The following is a 16,140-nucleotide window of genomic DNA, read 5'->3' as shown; positions in this document are numbered from 1 at the left end:
ACTACGCCACCGGCGCAACAAGGACTTGTTCGGCAAGTTCCCGGCTGATGGCGAGGCGGGTGCCGCAGATGGAGCAAATGAGATTCCTGCCGCCTGACAGTTTTCGGACCTGCAGATTTTCGCAGAATCCAAGATCGCGAAGTCGCTGGCAGGCAGGTCCATCCACGATGCGGATCTGAACGTCCGATCCGACCCGGGCCTGATTCAACGTCAGGCGGCTTTCGGGTTTTGGAGCTGTGACCACTGCGTGCGACATCTGGCGTTAAGAGTCGCCAGTTGAGACCGACTTGCAACAAGAAAAAGGGGGCGAGCTCTTTATTTTTGAGCTGCACCCCCGGAAATGAGCTCAATCGGCTCAACCTGCGATCACTTGTTGGTGAAATGCGGTCCAGTCGTCGATGTTGTTGAGGTTGATGGCGTCAGGGATGGAGCCGTCGTCCGCGATTCCGGCTGCGCCGAGAATTTCTTTACGGATTTCTTCACCGTGGTGATAGCCGATGATGGCGGCGTTGAGCTTGGTCACGGCATCTTTGTCGAGGCTGCCACCGGATTGTTCGAGAATCCATGCTTCCAGCTGGGGATAGGTTGGTTTTTTGTCGGCGATGAAGGCTTCGAAAGCAGCTTTGTCGATGCCGAGGCCGTCGAGGACCATCTGGTCGTAACCATTTCCGCAAGATGGATAGTCAGAGTGGAGTTTGCCTGCTGCGCCGAGCGAAGCTTTGAGCCAGAGGCGTGGCAAGTGAAGGACACCGAGTGGACCGGCGGTGCCGGAGCTGATGAGTGGGATGATTTGTGACATGATAGTTTGTGATTTTCGGATTGGATGGTGGTTCGACACACCGACTTTGACTGATGCGTCAATCAGGTTTGATTGCAAACACTTGTTATAGCTGGAATGGGTAAATCCCTGAAATTTTCTGGTTTCATTCAGCGCGATCGCAGTCACGGTTGGGCCGTTCAAACAACTTTGTGACCTATGTGGAAAGGCCGATTCTCCCAAGATACTTCATCGCTCGTCGAACAATTCGGTGAGTCCATCTCCTATGACTGGCGTCTGTTTCCGCACGATGTCGCGGGCTCAATCGCCCACGCGCGTGCACAAAAGAATGCGGGCTTGCTGACGGAGGAGGAATTTTCATCGATCGAAAAAGGCCTGCGGGAAATCGAAGCGGATATTGTGGCGGGTAAGTTCGAGTTCCGGACCTCACTTGAGGACATCCACATGAACATCGAGTCAGAGCTGACCAAGCGGATCGGCCCGGCTGGCGCAAAACTCCACACCGCCCGCTCGCGGAACGACCAGGTCGCGACCGATACCCGGCTCTATTGCCGCACGGAGATTGGCCTATTGATCGAGATGATCACCGGTCTGCAAAAGGCGTTGTTGGATCGCACCGAGAAATACGCAGCCACGTTAATCCCGGGCTACACTCACTTGCAGCGTGGCCAACCGGTGACGGCGGGCCACCATTTGCTCGCTTATGTGGAAATGTTGGAACGCGATAAGTCCCGGCTGGCGGATTGCCGCAAGCGGCTGAACGTATCACCGCTTGGCTCGGGGGCGCTCGCGGGTTCAACGATCAATCTGGACCGCCAGGCCATCGCGGAAGAGCTCGGCTTCGAAAGCGTGACCCGCAACTCGATGGATGCCATCGCGGATCGGGATTACATCGCCGAGCTGCTTTTCACCATCAGCCTGTGCGGCGTTCATCTTTCACGTCTTAGCGAGGATCTGATCCTCTGGTGCAGCAGCGAATTTGGTTTTGCGTTGTTATCGGACGCCCACACCACCGGTTCCTCGTTGATGCCGCAGAAGAAGAACCCGGATGTTTGCGAGATCACGCGTGGAAAAACCGGGCGCCTCACTGGCAATCTGGTGAATATCCTGGTTGCCGTCAAAGGCCTGCCACTCACCTACAATCGCGATCTGCAGGAAGATAAGCCGCCACTTTTTGACTCGATCGATACTCTGCGATTGGTGCTGGCCGTGAACACGGAAATGATTTTCGCGATGGAGCTTCGCGAAGAAAAATGCCGCGCGGCTGCATCGGATCCGATGTTGCTGGCAACAGACCTGGCAGACTACTTGGTGAAAAAAGGCGTTCCATTCCGTCATGCTCACGAATTGGTCGGGAAGGCCGTGGCTGAATCTGTTGCGACCGGCACGCCGCTGGATCAACTCGATTTGGCGGCGATCGATCCAGCTTATGGCCCCGATGCGAAGGAGATTTTCTCGCTGGAACGGGCTCTCGCATCCCGGACCAACCCGGGCGCGCCTTCGATTTCCAACGTTCAGTCGGAAATCTCTGCCTGGAAAAGCCGATTGGCGTAATCGAGAGACGGCTGCTGGGAGGGTAGGGTGTGTGACGATTTGAACAAATCCATTGACAAATTCGTTACAATCCTCTCTCCGGTCTTGCCAAAGGGACAAATGGCCGTAGCTTCGCCCGCGAGAAGGTATTTTCCAAATCCTCTGATGTCCGCAGCCGGCCAAGTGCCATCTGGTTTGGTGCGATTTTCCCTGTGGGGATGCAAGCCGGTGGGCGACAAGGAAACCGGAATCACCCGCTCACGGGCGGCGGTGCAAACCGACCGGCCCCGACCTTGGTGAAGTCCATTCCGCAATGGCGAGGCTTCCACCCCGGCACCCAAAAAGCCGGTTGTCGGGACCATGTCGGCCAGTTCCGCCGGGCGAATGAACGCCCCGCCGCGCCTGGCCGCTCGTAACCAATGACCCATGCGAAAACATGTCGAACGCAACACAAGGCTCCCAGAACCCGGGAGAAAAAAAGCGCCGCCGCTCACGCGGTGGTAAAAACAGAAGAAACCATAACAACCAAAACCGCCGCAACGGCGAGCAAGGTCCACAAAAAGGACCAGCCCGTGCGGAGGAATTCCGTCCGCAAGCCCCCCGCGGACCTCGTAAGAAACCCGCCCCTCCCAAGCTGACTTTTTGGCAGAAAATCCTCAAAGCCATTGGACTTTACAAAGAGCCGGTCCGTCCACCTCGCCCAGAGCGTCGGCCGGATGTCGTGAAGTCACCTGGTAGCGGCGAAGGTCGTAAAAAACGGGTGAAATCCAACACCCGCAACCTGCGCACCGAAGGCGGTGAAGATCGTGCCGAGTCCACTGGAAACCGCCCCGGCGGAAAGCGCCGCAGCCGCGATAACAATCGTTCCCGTGGTGGTGATCGCAACAGTGTCGAGTCTGCCCGCGTTTACGTTGGCAATTTGTCCTATGATGTCAGCGAAAGCGACTTGCAGGACCTGTTCAAGGGAATCGGTGCCGTTCGCAACGTCGAGATCGTCTACAACCGCAATACCCATCGCTCCAAAGGCTATGCCTTCGTTGAAATGATCAGCGTTGAGGATGCGAAGCGATCGGTGGAAGTCTTTCATGACCAGCCTTTCATGGGCCGGAAAATGATGGTTTCCGGCGCGAAATCGAAGGGCCAGGACGATCGCGAAGACAAGGAAGACGAAGTCGAGAAGAAGCCAGCCGCCGAAAAGGCAGCTCCTGCTCCGGCGGAGATCCCGACCATTATTGAAGAGGTGGCAGCCACCGAACTCGTGGTCGAGGAAACGGTCAGCCCTGCAGAGGATGTGGTGGAAGCACCGGCTCCTGCTGCTGAAGCGGAAGTCGTCGCTGAGCCCCCTGCGGCTCCTGTCGAAGAAACCGCACCTGCGCCAGTCGAAGAAGCTGCTGCAGAACCTGAAGAGGAAAAGAAATCCGCCGAATAAGCGGTTCTTTGATTCGATCAATCTACTGAAAATCAATACCCTGCCGCGGAAATTCCGGGGCAGGGTATTTTGTTTTCGTTTCCGAAAAATCTAAAATTACAGCCCGCTTTTCTGAATCAGCGCGCGCAATTGGGTCTGGAATTCCACGATATCCGCTTGGCTCGGACGGTAGCCAGGCTTGTCGGTATCGAGGCCCGGCCGGCCGGCTTCATCCACCACCCAGATGCCGGTTTCCCCATCGCTGAAGGTCACTTTTCCGCTGACCAATGCGCCTGGAAGAGTGATTTGATCCATGCTGACGGAAACTTTGCCGGTTGCGACGACTTCGACAGGTTCTTCAGGCTTAGGCTCTTCGGCCTTTTTCTCTTCCTTGAGCTCCAAGCCGAGATCGAGAACCAGAAAACGCGTGTCCATGTAGGTGATGCTGATCCCGAACTCATCCTTCAGGTTTTTCTGCAGGTCTGACATGGTGGCTCCATCGGCCGCCCAGCGGGTGAGAGCGTCTTTTTGATCCGGAGTAAGCTTGCTGGCGCTGAACATGCGTCACTGTTGGGCAATCCTGGCGAAATTACCAAGCCTGAATCATCAGGATTTCTTGATTCCGGTGCCGTTGCGGCGCGCCTGCACTGCCAGGTTGAACGCCTCCTTTTCGCCGTGGCGTTTCACGGAAAACCGGATGCTCTTGCGCTGGCCCGGGCCAGGGGACCAGGTCGCCTGCCAGAAATGGTAGGTCACGCCTTGGGCTCCGTGAATCGTGACTTTGGAAACTCCAACAACCCCCGATGAATTCCGCGAGGAGCGCGAGCAAACACGGGCCCGGTCGTCCTCGGTGAACTTTTCGAGTAAATCATCACGCCACTTTTTTGCGGCATCCAGTGACTGCTCAGATCCGCCGTGGCCTCGATCCGCAAAGTATTTGGCGTAGCGGGTCCCATGGCGCTGCAGCCGGACCTGCCAACCGAAGGTGCTTGAATCCGCGCGGTCCATGCGCGTGATCGCAAAAGTGTCGGTTGTATCTTTCATCGTCGGTCGCAAACTCCGGGCGTTTTGTTAGCTTGTCAAACGATGCTGCTTGTTCAGATGCCGATAGCGCTGGAATCTCTTTTGCGTGCGTGAGATTTTGGCCAAACATTTTGGATTCGAGCACTTCCGCGAAGGGCAGGAAGCCGTGATCGAACGCCTGATCGAGGGAAACTCCGTGCTGGCGGTTTTTCCAACCGGAGGCGGTAAATCGTTATGCTACCAGCTGCCTGCGTTGCTGTTAGATGGACTGACTCTGGTGGTATCACCGCTCATCGCGCTGATGAAGGACCAGGTGGATGCGCTCACCCGGCGTGGGATTTCCGCAGCGAGACTGGATTCAACCCTGGGGGCTGCAGAGGTGGCCGAAGTTTTTCGCAAACTCCAAAAGGAAGAGCTGAAATTGATCTATGTCGCGCCGGAGCGGCTTTCTAACGAAACTTTCCGGAAGCGGTTGAAAGGATTGCAGATCGCACTGTTGGCGATTGATGAAGCTCACTGCATCTCCGAGTGGGGGCACAATTTCCGGCCGGATTACCTGAAGCTGGCCGGTCTTGCCCGGGCGCTGAAAATTCCCCGTGTTTTGGCGCTCACGGCGACTGCGACCCCCAAAGTCTCGCGTGAAATCCGCAAGCATTTCAAAATCGCCGCCTCGAATCATGTCCAACTCAGTTTCCACCGCTCAAATCTCGATCTGCGGGTGACTCCCTGCGCCGCTGGCGAGAGGAAGGAGTTGTTGTTAGACCGACTGCGGAGTTCCCAAGGAGCGGCGATCGTTTACGTGACGCGACAGGAAACCGCCGAAGAAATTGCGACTTTCTTGAACCGGAATGGCTTGGCCGCGCGTGCCTATCATGCCGGGCTGCCAGCGGAATTCCGCTTCGATGCCCAACAAGCTTTCATGGCAGGTACGACGAGAATCGTAGTTGCCACCATCGCCTTTGGCATGGGGATAGATAAGTCGGATATCCGGCAAGTGATCCACTACAACCTGCCGAAGAGTCTGGAAAATTATACGCAGGAAATCGGTCGTGCCGGTCGCGACGGGCAACCCTCGGTGTGCGAGCTTCTGGCGTGTGGGGACGATCTCACGGTGCTGGAAAATTTCATCCACGCGGATGTCCCATCATCGCGGGCGTTGTCGAATCTGTTAGATCGGATTTTGCGATTGGGTGATGCTTTTGACGTTTCGGTCTACGATCTATCCATTACCTGCGACATCCGTGCAGTGGTGGTGGAAACGGTGCTCGCGTATTTGGAAACCGACCGGGTGATCGAGGCTGGCGGAACATTCTATGCAACCTATCGCGCCAGATTGTTACGGACGGAGGAGCAGATTTTGGCAGGAAGACCAGCCGCCGAACGCAAACGTGTGAAAGCATTGTTAGATGGTGGTGTGATGAGCCGCTATCAACTCACCTTCACTCCAACGGAGCTGGTAGAAACATTAGGAATGCCACGTGAGAAAATCGTGAAGATGCTGGGTGATTTGGAAGCGGCGGGGGATTGCACGCTGAAAGTTTCCGGTGTTCGAAAAGCTTTCCAATTGGGCAAGCATGCGGTGGAGGTGAAGGAGCTAGGCGAGCGGATGAGCGCATTTTTCCAAGCTCGTGAATTGGCGGATTTGGCGAGGCTGAAGCAAGTGCTGGATCTATCATCCTGCCGCTCCTGCCTGACGGGATATCTCACCAAGCATTTCGGCGAAAAGCTGGCGGAGTCTTGCGGGCATTGTGATCGATGCCGTGGAATCCCTGCACGAAAGGTTCACCGGTCCGTGCCACACGCGATAAGCATGGATGAATTGGAGGTAATCCAAGGATTGTCCAACGAAGGGCATGCCGGCCTTGCGACTCCCCGGCAACTGGCACGCTTTTTATGCGGCATGACCAGCCCGGCGACACTGCGCTCAAGACTGACGAAACATGATGCGTTCGGATTGTTAGATCGCCTGCCGTTTGAGGATGTGATGGCCATCACGAAAACGGTTTAGCAGCGCGATGATTTGAGCATTCGCGCCCAGATGTGAATAGACCTGCCAGGATGAGTCGGGTCAGACAGTGATGAATTCTAGTCGTGGTTTTCGAAATCTGCACCAGATGACCAGAATATTTGTGCTGGTGTATGGATCATCGGGAGTCGGTAGGTCTATCTTGGTTTGGTTCGGGGGGTTTTGGAGTTGGAGCTTTCATTGGTCAGCTAACGGAATCGGTTAGCTCAATGTATCGCGCAGCCATTGGTGCAGCGCTGCAGCTTCGTTCGAAATCGGAATGGCGGACTTTTCGCGATCGGCGAGGACGGCAAGGCGCTCCGGGATTTCGACACTGCCAGGGCCGAGCTCGGTTTCCATGACATCGATGAATTTCGCCGGATGCGCTGTTTCCAGGGAAAGCGTTGGGTGGCCGGCGTGGGTTGCCCGCCATTGACGAGCAGCCAGCCAGGCGACGGCGCCGTGTGGGTCGAGCTCGTAGTCATGCATCGACTTCACTTCGCGGATCGCAGCACGGGTTTGCTCATCGCTGAACGAGACTCCGTGGATGCGGGATTTCATGTTGTCCCAGGAATTTCCGGTCAATGCCTGCATGCGAACGAAGTTCGATGGCGAACCGACGTCCATGGCGTTGGAGATGGTGGCGATGCTTGGGTGAGGCTCGTAGTTGCCGCTGCGGAGGTAGCGCGGGACGACATCATTGCGATTGGTGGCGGCGATGAAATGTTCCACCGGCAGGCCGAGTTGGGCGGCGAGAAGTCCAGCCGTCAGGTTGCCGAAATTTCCCGATGGTACGACGAACACCGGATTGACTCCTTCTGGGAGCTGGGAAGCACTATAAATGTAGTAGAAACTCTGCGGGACGAGCCGAGAAAGGTTGATAGAGTTCGCCGAAGTGAGATTGAACTTTCGGGCCAGATCCTGATCCAAAAACGCCGACTTTACCATCGCCTGGCAATCATCGAAAGAACCATCGACTTCAAGTGCGGTGATGTTGCCGCCAAGTGTGGTGAGCTGCTTTTCCTGCAATCCTGAAACCTTGCCCTTGGGGTAGAGAATGACCACGCGGGTGCCGGGGACATGGTGAAAGGCAGATGCGACAGCGCCTCCAGTATCGCCCGAGGTGGCAACCAGAACTGTCAGCTCCTGATCGTCATCGCGGGTCAGCCATGCCATCAGCCGTGCCATGAATCGCGCTCCGAAGTCCTTGAACGCGAGGGTTGGTCCGTGGAATAGCTCCAGGATGAAATCGCCCGGTGCAAGCATCGTCAGCGGCGCGTCGAAGGTCAGGGTGCCTTCGACGATTTCCCGCAGCGCGGCAGCCGGGACGTCTTCGCCAAAGAACGCATCCGCCACGGCGAAACCCATTTCCTGGAAGGAAAGGTGGCGCCAAATGGTCCAGAAATCCGAACTCAAGACCGGCAGTTGATCCGGCATGTAAAGGCCGTTATCTGGCGGCAGGGAGCGCAGGATGGCTTCCTTGAGGCCGACCTGGTGCGAGGGATTGTTGGTGGAATGGTAGAGCACGGCGGTAGCGGTGGAGACTGCGGTTGGGTCAGGAAATCACGTGCACCCCTTTGGTGTTGATGCGGGAGATGTAGGCTTGGCTGTTGAGCGGGATGGCGGCGAAAATACCGGAGATGGCATCTGCCACTTTTTTCGCGCTTTGTTCTCCTTCGCACAGCGCGAAAACCGAAGGGCCCGCACCGGAGATGGAAAAGCCAAGCGCGCCGGCGGCGAGCGCAGCGCGTTTCGCTTTGTAGAAATCCGGGATCAGCTTTTGGCGACGCGGCTCGGCGATCACATCGTGAATGGAGCGGGAGATCAGGCCGTAATCTTCCTGGATGAGTCCGCAGAGCAGACCTCCCAAGTTGCCGATTTGCTGGGTCGCGTTTTCCAGCGGGATCTCTTTTGGCAGAATTTCCCGGGCGACTTTGGTGAGAATCTCAATGTCGGGGTGAACGACGGCAGCCCAGAGGTTTTTCGGGGCCGGAAGTTGGGCAACGTCCAACTCCGAGTTGGAACGGATGAAGACGATGCCACCGAGCAGGCAAGGGCCGACGTTGTCCGCGTGCCAAGCGCCGTCTGCGGACGCTTCACCAGCCATCGCGAAGGGCAATAGCTGGTTTTTGGTCAGCGGCTCGCCGATCAGTTTGTTCACGGCGAAAGCACCCGCGACGGCGGAGGCTGCGGATGATCCGAGGCCGGACCCGAATGGCATTTTCTTATGAATTTCCATCTCGATGCCGCGATCGGTCATTCCCAGATGCTTCAGCAGATCCAGTGCCGCGACACCGGCGGTGTTTTGCGCCGGATTTTTTGGCAGCTTGCCATCGTCCCCAGTAATCTTGGTGATGTGAAGGCCGGGTTTTTCTCCGTGGCGGACGACGATTTCATCGCCCGGAGCATCGATGGCGAAGCCGAGCACGTCATAGCCGCAAGCGACGTTGGCGACGGTAGCCGGGGCGAAAACGCGGATTTCAGATTTGGCGGACATGGGTTGTGGGAATGGGTTGGCCGATTGGCGGGCGCGGAGAATGGGCTGGAAATGCGATGTGATTCAAGCTTTCCCCGCGTGGGCTCAATGCTTTACATCGTAGATGAGGAACTTGTTCACGAATGGCTTGAGAACGCCGTTGAGTTGCTTTTGGTGAATCGGGTTTTGATCGTAGTCGCGCAGGGACTTTTCCGAATCGAACCGGACGACATAACAAACGTCGAATGAGTCATCCACGACGTCACGCGGGCTTTCGAGCGCGGTGCCGGGATCGATGGAAATCACGCCAGGAATTTCGCGCAGCGGCTCGGCGGCCTCGAGCAAAGTCTTTTGATCATCCGTGTTCCCCGGGCGTTTTTGCCACATCAGCACGACGTGATCCACGCTACCTGGTGCCGCATGGGGTGGGGTGGCGCAGGATGAGAAAGCGGCGGCGGTGGTGATGGCGAGTAGAAGTTGGGTAAGTTTCATGGTGACGCAGGAGTTTCTCGCATTTGAAATGAAGGGCGAGGTTTTTAATGGGTTGCGATCCGTGATTGAGGAAGCGAGACTGGCTCCCGGATTTCTGCACTTTCGATATGAGGAGACTTTTCGCGTTATTGTTGCTGGTTTTGGTTTCGGGATGCGCCAGTAGCTCGAAGTCGTTCTACATGCTCACGGCGGAAGGCCCTGCGCCAGCGGGCGGAGGGCGTGGGATCGGGGTCGGCCCCGTCACGGTGGCGGAGTATCTGGACCGGCCGAATTTGGTGATTCAGGAGTCGGAAAACTCACTGGCTGTCGCCGAAGATCATCGCTGGGCGGGAGATTTGCCGACATCGGTGGCACGGGTGACGGCGACCAATCTCGGACGGAAACTTTCCACCGGAAATGTCCGGGTTTATCCGTGGCAAGGAGATGATGGTCTGTCGAACCAAGTCACCTTGGACATCCGCCAACTTCATGCCGGAGCGGATGGTTATGCCGTATTGGAGGCTGGCTGGCGTGTTTATTCCCTGCCGGATCGACGCTTGGTCGCTTCCAAAACCTTCACGGATCGCGAAGCGCTGGAGCGGGATGGTTACGAAGCCATGGTCGCTGCGGAATCGCGCCTGCTGGGAAGGTTGGCGGATGAAATTGCGAAATCGATCCGTTAAGCGGGTTTCGGACCTTCCTCGATCGCTTCTCCCTCAACCGCTTCCTCAGCGGTTGCGGTGATCACGGTTTCCGCTGAAACTTCAGCAATCTCGGACTCTTCGCTTTCCGCAGCTTCCGATAAAGCGACTGTCTCCTCGCTGGGCGGGGCAGGGGTTTCTTCGGGAGCTTCCGTTTCCGCTGCGGGCTCTTTGTCAGGCAGGCGGCCGTTGTTCTCAAGGAGCACAATGACCTCCTCCTGCACTGCTTCGATTTGATCAAGCGGAAGATCAGGGTCTTTGATGATGAGCACCTCGCCCGTTTTGCGATGTTCGTAGACCCGGAGGATTCCGTTCGGGGTTCGTTGGCTGTCGGTTTCGCGCAGGAGCTTCTGGCGCTCCAGCATGATCGCCAGAATGTAGCGGGTGTTTTCGGTGTAATCCTCGTCTTCCTCGACCAGCCGCTTCAGAATATCCTCGGCGCTGTCTTTGCGGATGGCTTCCGCTTTTTCCACGGTTTCCGGGGCGGCGTAGGCGGTGCGCCAAAAGGAGAACGGCTTTGGATCTTCTTCGCTGGTCGGGTATTCAGCCCAGGCATCGGTGCAGAAATCGCGGCGCAGGTAGCCACTCGATTCCGGGTCCGGGAACAGGGCGGTGACGATGATTTCCCCGTCGACAAAGCGACGTTGAGTCACGCTGCATTCACGGGATCTGGAGCGGATGTGCCAAGGTTCAGCGAGTGCCATGGGGGTGGGAAACGGGTGAAAACTTCAATCGGTGCCGGTCAGAGAGCGGATGGCTTGGTAAATCGGGCGGCCGTTGATGCGGCGCTGGAAGAGATAGATGCCGATCAAGGCGAAAATCAGGTTCGGTAGCCACGCTGCCAACGCAGGCGGGAGAATTGAGGCTTCCCCCAGAACCAGAGAAACGTTCGAAAACAGCAGCATTAACGCGGAAAGGACTACGGCGACAAACACGCTGCCACCGGGGCCACGGCGGGAGAAATGAATGGCCAATGGCGTGGCGAGCAGCACCGTCACCAAGCAGGTAAATGGGAGAGCCCAGCGGTAGTGCCACTGGGTTTGATAGGGTGCTGGATTGATCGAGACGTTGTTCGACGTATTGGCGGAGAGCCAGGTGGTGAGGTCGGGCACGCCGAGATAGGTGGGAGAAAGTCCCGGTTTGATGAGTTGCCATGGGGTTTCTTTCCAACCCGCTTTGACTTTTGGTTCGGCGGATTTGGTGAAAATCGGCGGCTCGCCCGGAGTAAATTCCGTGGTGGTGGCGCCGTTGAAAATCCACTTTCGGGTATCGGGCTGCCAGGTCGCATTTTTGGCGGAAAGCCTGGTCTTCAATGACCCGTCCGCGCGGGTGGTGGTGATTTCCACATTACGCAGTGGCTGGCCTTTTTCGTAATCCGGCGGGAATGCGCCGACGAGCCACAGGCGCCGTTTGTCGGCATTGTAGTAGAGAACGTCCGCTGCTTCTTTCGGCGATTTGCCCAAGGCGGTATCGAGAATTTTATCTTTGCTGCCTTCGGCCACGGGGGCCCATTGGTAGTTCAGGCCAATGCAAAGCAGCGTGCCAAAAAGTCCGGCAATGATAAGCGGAGCGGTGATGCGGATGATGCCACGCCCGCTCTGGACCATCGCCACGATTTCACGGGTCGATGAAAGGTGGCCCAGGCTGTAGAGCAGCGAAAGCAGCAGCGCATAGGGCATCAGGAAAAGAACGATGGCGGACGATCTGGCGGAGTAAAATTGCGCCATCGTCTTGGCCGGATTTTTGGTTTCCAGGAAATCGCCGATGTTGTCCTGGAAGTCGATCAGCAGCCAGACGATGAGCAGCGCGCTCATGCAGATCAGAAAAATGCTGAAGAAACGCCGTGCCACGTAACGGTCGAGCGTTCCGCCGAGACAGTAGCAAATACCCGCCACGGCGGGCAGGAAGCAAAGACCGGCCAGGATCGGGATGCGGGCCAGGTGGCTGGTTGCATCTGCGTCAGGAAATCCGCTGATCTGGCTACGAACGGCTTGCTGCTCGGCCGGGAGCAACAGCATGCAGGCGATCGCTCCAAGAATCGCAAGTCCGATCGGCAGGAGGTATCGCTGGAATTTGGGGCGGGGAAACGTCATGAAGGGCCGTGCGTCAGGATGGCGATTCGCAAGGGGCGGTGGGAAGTGAAAAGTGCTGCCCGGGATAGATGCTGCTTGGCAGATGGTGGATTGCGGGATGCGATGGAGCGGCAATGATTTCGATCACGGAAGGGCAGCCGGTTCCCGGCCTGAATGAAGCGGTGCGTGAGGCATTCTCTTCCAAGGGCGTATTGGCGAAATCCCGTGACTTCGAATACCGGCCACAGCAGCAGGAGCTGGCGGTGGCTGTGGCCGAGGCACTTGCATCGGGTTCGCCGTTGGTGGCGGAAGCTGGCACGGGGGTTGGCAAGAGCCTGGCGTATTTGCTCCCCGCCGCAAGATTCGCTCTGGAAACCGGACGCAAGGGGGTGATTTCCACCCACACCATCAATTTGCAGGAACAGTTGGTGCGGAAGGATATTCCGATTGTGCGCAAGATTTTGGGCGAGGAATTGCCGGCGGTGCTGTTGAAGGGACGGCAGAATTATTTGTGCCCGCTGCGACTTGCCCGCGCGCTGGAGCAGGCGGGCGATTTGTTCACCAGCAGTGAAACTGAAGAGTTGAATGCGATCCGTCAGTGGGCGGAGAGCACCCGCGATGGGACCTTGAGCGATCTCAATTTCCAGCCACAGATGAAAGTGTGGTTGCAGGTTTGCAGCGAGGCGGCGCTTTGCACCTCCCGTCACTGCGGGCCGCGTGGGAATTGTTTTTTCCAGGAAGCCCGGAAGGCTGCGGCCGATGCGAAATTGGTGGTGGTCAATCACACTCTTTTCTTTGCCCTGATGAATAAAGAGGAGTTGGTGGTGGAGGAGGGGAGCAAGGTGAACGGCTTTTTGTTCCCAAACGATTTTGCGGTGCTGGATGAGGCCCATACGATTGAGCAAGTGGCGGCGGTGCAGCTGGGATTGCGGGTTTCGCAAGCGGGGCTGCGATTTGATTTGCAGCGGCTTTATCATCCGCGCACGCGCAAGGGCTTGCTGAAGTCGTTTCGCAAGGCATCCGCGATGTTGGCGGTGGAGGATGCGCTTGTCGCCTCGGACCGGTTTTTCCATGAGCTTGGAAGTCATGCGAAATTCGGCAATTTCGCCAAGGAATGCCGGGTCCGTGAGCCGGAGATGGTGCCGAACAGCTTGGCTCAACCGTTGCGTGATTTGTGGCAACAAATCGACCTCCTTGCGGCAGACGTCGAATCGGATTCGACCAAGGCCGAGCTGCAGGACGCGTCCAGGCGGCTGCGCGAAGCTCATGGCGCGGTCAGTGTGTTCCTTGATCAGGCCGAAACCGACAGTGTGTATTGGGTGGAAAAGTCAGGCCGCGATGAAACGCAATACAGCTTGCACGGAGCGCCCGTGAACGTCGCCAACCGCTTGCGGCCGCTGTTGTTTTCGGAAAAGAAGAGCGTGGTGTTGACTAGTGCGACCCTCGGAGTGGGGGATCCGGAGCTTCAGTATTTCCGCGGTCGGGTGGGGGCTGAAAGTGCCCGTGCGTTGAGCATCGGCAGTCCATTTGATTACCAACGGCAGATGCAGGTGAAGATTTACAAATCCATCCCTGATCCGGGAACGCCTCGCTATGAAGAGCTTTTGGTGGATGGAATTCGTGATGCGGTGACGCGGAGTGATGGCCGTGCCTTCGTGCTTTTCACCAGTTATAAGACCATGCGCGACGCGGCGCAGAAGCTGGCGGGCTATTTCAAGAAAAAGGGCTGGCGATTGCTGGTGCAGGGGGAAGGCCTGCCGCGCCATCGGATGATCGAGGAGTTTCGAGCCGATGTAAGCAGCGTGCTTTTTGGAACGGACAGCTTTTGGACGGGGGTCGATGTGCCGGGCGAATCACTTTCCAATGTCGTGGTGACCCGGCTGCCATTCGCGGTTCCGGATCATCCCCTCACGGCTTCCCGGCTTGAGGCGATTCAGGAGGCGGGTGGCAATCCATTCATGGAATATTCGGTTCCCGAGGCGATTCTGAAGCTGCGCCAGGGAGTCGGGCGTTTGATCCGCACGGGGAAAGATAGCGGGTTGGTCTGCATTTTGGACAACCGGATCGTCACCAAGCGCTATGGATCGATGTTTCTGAAGGCATTGCCGGATGCACCGGTCGAAATCATCCGCTGAGGATGGGGCATTAATGACCGCTGCCAGATGCGGAGATCGCTTGTTTCAGAAGTTGGGCAGGCCATTGACCAGGTGCGGTGGGGGCGTCCCCTAAATACCCGTAGTTCAAAACGCTGCCGCTTTGTGCGCAGAGCAGACGCGACGAGGGGGCGAGGGGACCCATCCCCATGGTGGCGACGGCAATGCCATGGTTTTCGCTCTGGAAATCTGCCAATCGGGCCAAATCGGCCGGACAAGTGACGCGGGCTGCGGCTTTAAATACGGCTGCGCCAGCCGCCGCTGCCTTCTCAAGAGCGTCTTTCAACGCCTCTGTCGGCGGCAATTGGGTGAAATCGTGGTAAGAGGCAACCCATGGGACGGCTTCTTTACGAAGTTCATCCAGCAGATCTTTCATCTCCGAAATGCTGGCAACTTCGATATCGATCAGTGCCACATCGGGCAATGCGAGGCGCAAAAGTTCCATTCGGGAGGCGGCATTGAGCTGGTTGGCGCCGCCCTCATCTTCGCGCCTGGCGGTGAATAAAAGTGGAATGCCCCCAAGGTGTGCCCAATCCGTTCGAGTGGGTCTAATCCCTTGCTGAATCAGCAAATCCAGGCGGATTTCGGCCAAATCGCACGAGGCTTCGGCATTGGATTTGGAGCAATTTGCCAAGGCTTTGGCCGATCCGAAACTCCCTACGACAGTTCCTGGAGAAATCAAATCGGTGGAGTGGAAAATTGGCATGCGCAGATCAATAGTCCCAATCGCCGGGCCGTCAATTGATTGCGTAAATCGTGGGATTGTTTGAAAATCCACGATTATTTTTTATTCATTCTTAGTCCTTTTCTCTGGTCAACCCGAAGCCCGTTTTCCTAGGTTTCAGGAAACCTGAAACGCATGCAGTCTTTTCTTAGAAAAATTCTTACTACCGCCGCCACAGCTTCGGCTTTCGTCCTGATTTCAGGCACTGCGCTTGGTCAAAAAGCAAAAGTTGATGTGGAGAAGCCAGTTTTTGATGATGTTCCATCGCCTGATGTGCAGATCAACAAGAACAAGTCATTCAAGCCAAAGAACTGGCTCGAAGTTGAGGCAAAATTGAATGTGAAAATGGCTCCCGCGCCACCGTCCAACACTTGTGAAAAGTTGACGGTGAAGTGGTATGTTGCCATTGCGAATCCAGAAAAACGCGGCACCTACCTGCTGCTGACAAAGGATGTTGATTATGTGAACGTCCCTCTGGAAGAGGATATTTTTGTTTCCATCTACCTTTCTCCGGCATCTTTGAAGCGCATTACTGGCACGGATCGTGGTGGTAAAAGTGCGGTGGAGCTCCTGGGTTTTGAAGTCCTCGTCAATGGCGAAGTGGTCGGGCAGGAAACCAACAAGGGTAAAGTCGGCTGGTGGAGCACTTCTTCCGATAAGATTTCCCGCAGCGATACGGTCCAGTTGCTTCCAAAGTCCAAGACCCCGTTCAGCATGTTCTGGTGGGATCGTTATGCTGAAGAAGCCAGCACAACTAAGTAATCGCCTGCTTTCGTGAATCGATATCGGTTCACGA

The 16,140-nt window shown here is 56.6% G+C and carries 17 protein-coding genes; 6 read left to right on the top strand and 11 right to left on the bottom strand.

Annotated elements, in window-relative coordinates; genetic code table 11:
* Nucleotide 1: 1 nt before the first annotated feature.
* Nucleotides 2-256, bottom strand: a complete 255-nt coding sequence (locus JIN85_RS02145) for a FeoA family protein (RefSeq protein WP_200267140.1) — start codon at nt 254-256, stop codon at nt 2-4.
* A gap of 99 nt (nt 257-355) precedes the next feature.
* Entirely contained in the window at nt 356-799 is a 444-nt protein-coding gene (locus JIN85_RS02140) for a DUF5069 domain-containing protein (protein ID WP_200267139.1), read from the bottom strand.
* A gap of 177 nt (nt 800-976) precedes the next feature.
* Between JIN85_RS02140 and argH the strand changes: the two genes are divergently transcribed.
* Nucleotides 977-2,332: an argininosuccinate lyase gene (gene argH, locus JIN85_RS02135; protein ID WP_200267138.1), complete on the top strand. Its 1,356-nt coding sequence runs from the start codon at nt 977-979 to the stop codon at nt 2,330-2,332.
* On the opposite strand, the gene JIN85_RS02130 is transcribed toward argH, so the two are convergent.
* Nucleotides 2,293-2,739 (bottom strand): hypothetical protein, encoded by a 447-nt coding sequence (locus tag JIN85_RS02130; RefSeq protein WP_200267137.1) that lies wholly within the window; start codon nt 2,737-2,739, stop codon nt 2,293-2,295. The genes argH and JIN85_RS02130 overlap by 40 nt on opposite strands.
* Before the next feature lie 8 nt (nt 2,740-2,747).
* Between JIN85_RS02130 and JIN85_RS02125 the strand changes: the two genes are divergently transcribed.
* Nucleotides 2,748-3,740, top strand: a complete 993-nt coding sequence (locus JIN85_RS02125; protein ID WP_200267135.1) for an RNA recognition motif domain-containing protein — start codon at nt 2,748-2,750, stop codon at nt 3,738-3,740.
* A gap of 96 nt (nt 3,741-3,836) precedes the next feature.
* Here the strand turns inward: JIN85_RS02125 and JIN85_RS02120 are convergent, their stop codons facing one another.
* Together JIN85_RS02120 and JIN85_RS02115 are read right to left on the bottom strand one after the other, a co-directional pair.
* Nucleotides 3,837-4,280 carry a hypothetical protein gene (locus JIN85_RS02120; protein WP_200267133.1) on the bottom strand — a complete coding sequence of 148 codons (444 nt, stop codon included), beginning with the start codon at nt 4,278-4,280 and terminating at the stop codon, nt 3,837-3,839.
* A gap of 45 nt (nt 4,281-4,325) precedes the next feature.
* Nucleotides 4,326-4,763: an AP2/ERF family transcription factor gene (locus JIN85_RS02115; protein ID WP_200267131.1), complete on the bottom strand. Its 438-nt coding sequence runs from the start codon at nt 4,761-4,763 to the stop codon at nt 4,326-4,328.
* A gap of 85 nt (nt 4,764-4,848) precedes the next feature.
* Between JIN85_RS02115 and JIN85_RS02110 the strand changes: the two genes are divergently transcribed.
* Nucleotides 4,849-6,750 carry a RecQ family ATP-dependent DNA helicase gene (locus JIN85_RS02110; RefSeq protein WP_200267129.1) on the top strand — a complete coding sequence of 634 codons (1,902 nt, stop codon included), beginning with the start codon at nt 4,849-4,851 and terminating at the stop codon, nt 6,748-6,750.
* Between the two features lie 219 nt (nt 6,751-6,969).
* Here JIN85_RS02110 and thrC read toward each other — a convergent pair whose 3' ends face one another.
* The 3 genes from thrC to JIN85_RS02095 all read right to left on the bottom strand — a co-directional run bounded on the left by thrC (nt 6,970) and on the right by JIN85_RS02095 (nt 9,715).
* Nucleotides 6,970-8,274 (bottom strand): threonine synthase, encoded by a 1,305-nt coding sequence (gene thrC / locus JIN85_RS02105; protein ID WP_200267127.1) that lies wholly within the window; start codon nt 8,272-8,274, stop codon nt 6,970-6,972.
* Between the two features lie 28 nt (nt 8,275-8,302).
* Complete coding sequence (locus tag JIN85_RS02100; protein WP_200267125.1) at nt 8,303-9,244, bottom strand: homoserine kinase; 942 nt, start codon at nt 9,242-9,244, stop codon at nt 8,303-8,305.
* Nucleotides 9,245-9,328: 84 nt separating this feature from the next.
* The gene (locus JIN85_RS02095) at nt 9,329-9,715 is read right to left on the bottom strand and encodes a Dabb family protein (RefSeq protein ID WP_200267123.1); all 387 of its coding nucleotides are present in this window, start codon (nt 9,713-9,715) and stop codon (nt 9,329-9,331) included.
* A gap of 107 nt (nt 9,716-9,822) precedes the next feature.
* Between JIN85_RS02095 and JIN85_RS02090 the strand changes: the two genes are divergently transcribed.
* Nucleotides 9,823-10,377: a PqiC family protein gene (locus tag JIN85_RS02090; protein ID WP_200267121.1), complete on the top strand. Its 555-nt coding sequence runs from the start codon at nt 9,823-9,825 to the stop codon at nt 10,375-10,377.
* Here JIN85_RS02090 and JIN85_RS02085 read toward each other — a convergent pair.
* Together JIN85_RS02085 and JIN85_RS02080 are read right to left on the bottom strand one after the other, a co-directional pair.
* Nucleotides 10,374-11,099 (bottom strand): hypothetical protein, encoded by a 726-nt coding sequence (locus JIN85_RS02085; RefSeq protein ID WP_200267119.1) that lies wholly within the window; start codon nt 11,097-11,099, stop codon nt 10,374-10,376. The genes JIN85_RS02090 and JIN85_RS02085 overlap by 4 nt on opposite strands.
* 24 nt (nt 11,100-11,123) lie before the next feature.
* Nucleotides 11,124-12,488 (bottom strand): LptF/LptG family permease, encoded by a 1,365-nt coding sequence (locus JIN85_RS02080; RefSeq protein ID WP_200267117.1) that lies wholly within the window; start codon nt 12,486-12,488, stop codon nt 11,124-11,126.
* 113 nt (nt 12,489-12,601) lie between these two features.
* Between JIN85_RS02080 and JIN85_RS02075 the strand changes: the two genes are divergently transcribed.
* Nucleotides 12,602-14,602: an ATP-dependent DNA helicase gene (locus tag JIN85_RS02075; RefSeq protein WP_200267115.1), complete on the top strand. Its 2,001-nt coding sequence runs from the start codon at nt 12,602-12,604 to the stop codon at nt 14,600-14,602.
* A 10-nt stretch (nt 14,603-14,612) separates the two neighbouring features.
* Here the strand turns inward: JIN85_RS02075 and JIN85_RS02070 are convergent, their stop codons facing one another.
* Complete coding sequence (locus tag JIN85_RS02070) at nt 14,613-15,326, bottom strand: type I 3-dehydroquinate dehydratase (protein ID WP_200267113.1); 714 nt, start codon at nt 15,324-15,326, stop codon at nt 14,613-14,615.
* Nucleotides 15,327-15,479: 153 nt separating this feature from the next.
* On the opposite strand from JIN85_RS02070, the gene JIN85_RS02065 reads away from it, so the two are divergent.
* Complete coding sequence (locus tag JIN85_RS02065) at nt 15,480-16,106, top strand: Amuc_1102 family pilus-like protein (RefSeq protein WP_200267111.1); 627 nt, start codon at nt 15,480-15,482, stop codon at nt 16,104-16,106.
* Nucleotides 16,107-16,140: the final 34 nt, after the last annotated feature.

The sequence above is a fragment of the Luteolibacter pohnpeiensis genome, assembly GCF_016595435.1.
GTDB classification, from domain to species: Bacteria; Verrucomicrobiota; Verrucomicrobiia; order Verrucomicrobiales; family Akkermansiaceae; genus Luteolibacter; species Luteolibacter pohnpeiensis.
Note: the sequence above shows the minus strand (reverse complement) of the source record. Positions and strands in the feature narration are given on the sequence as shown.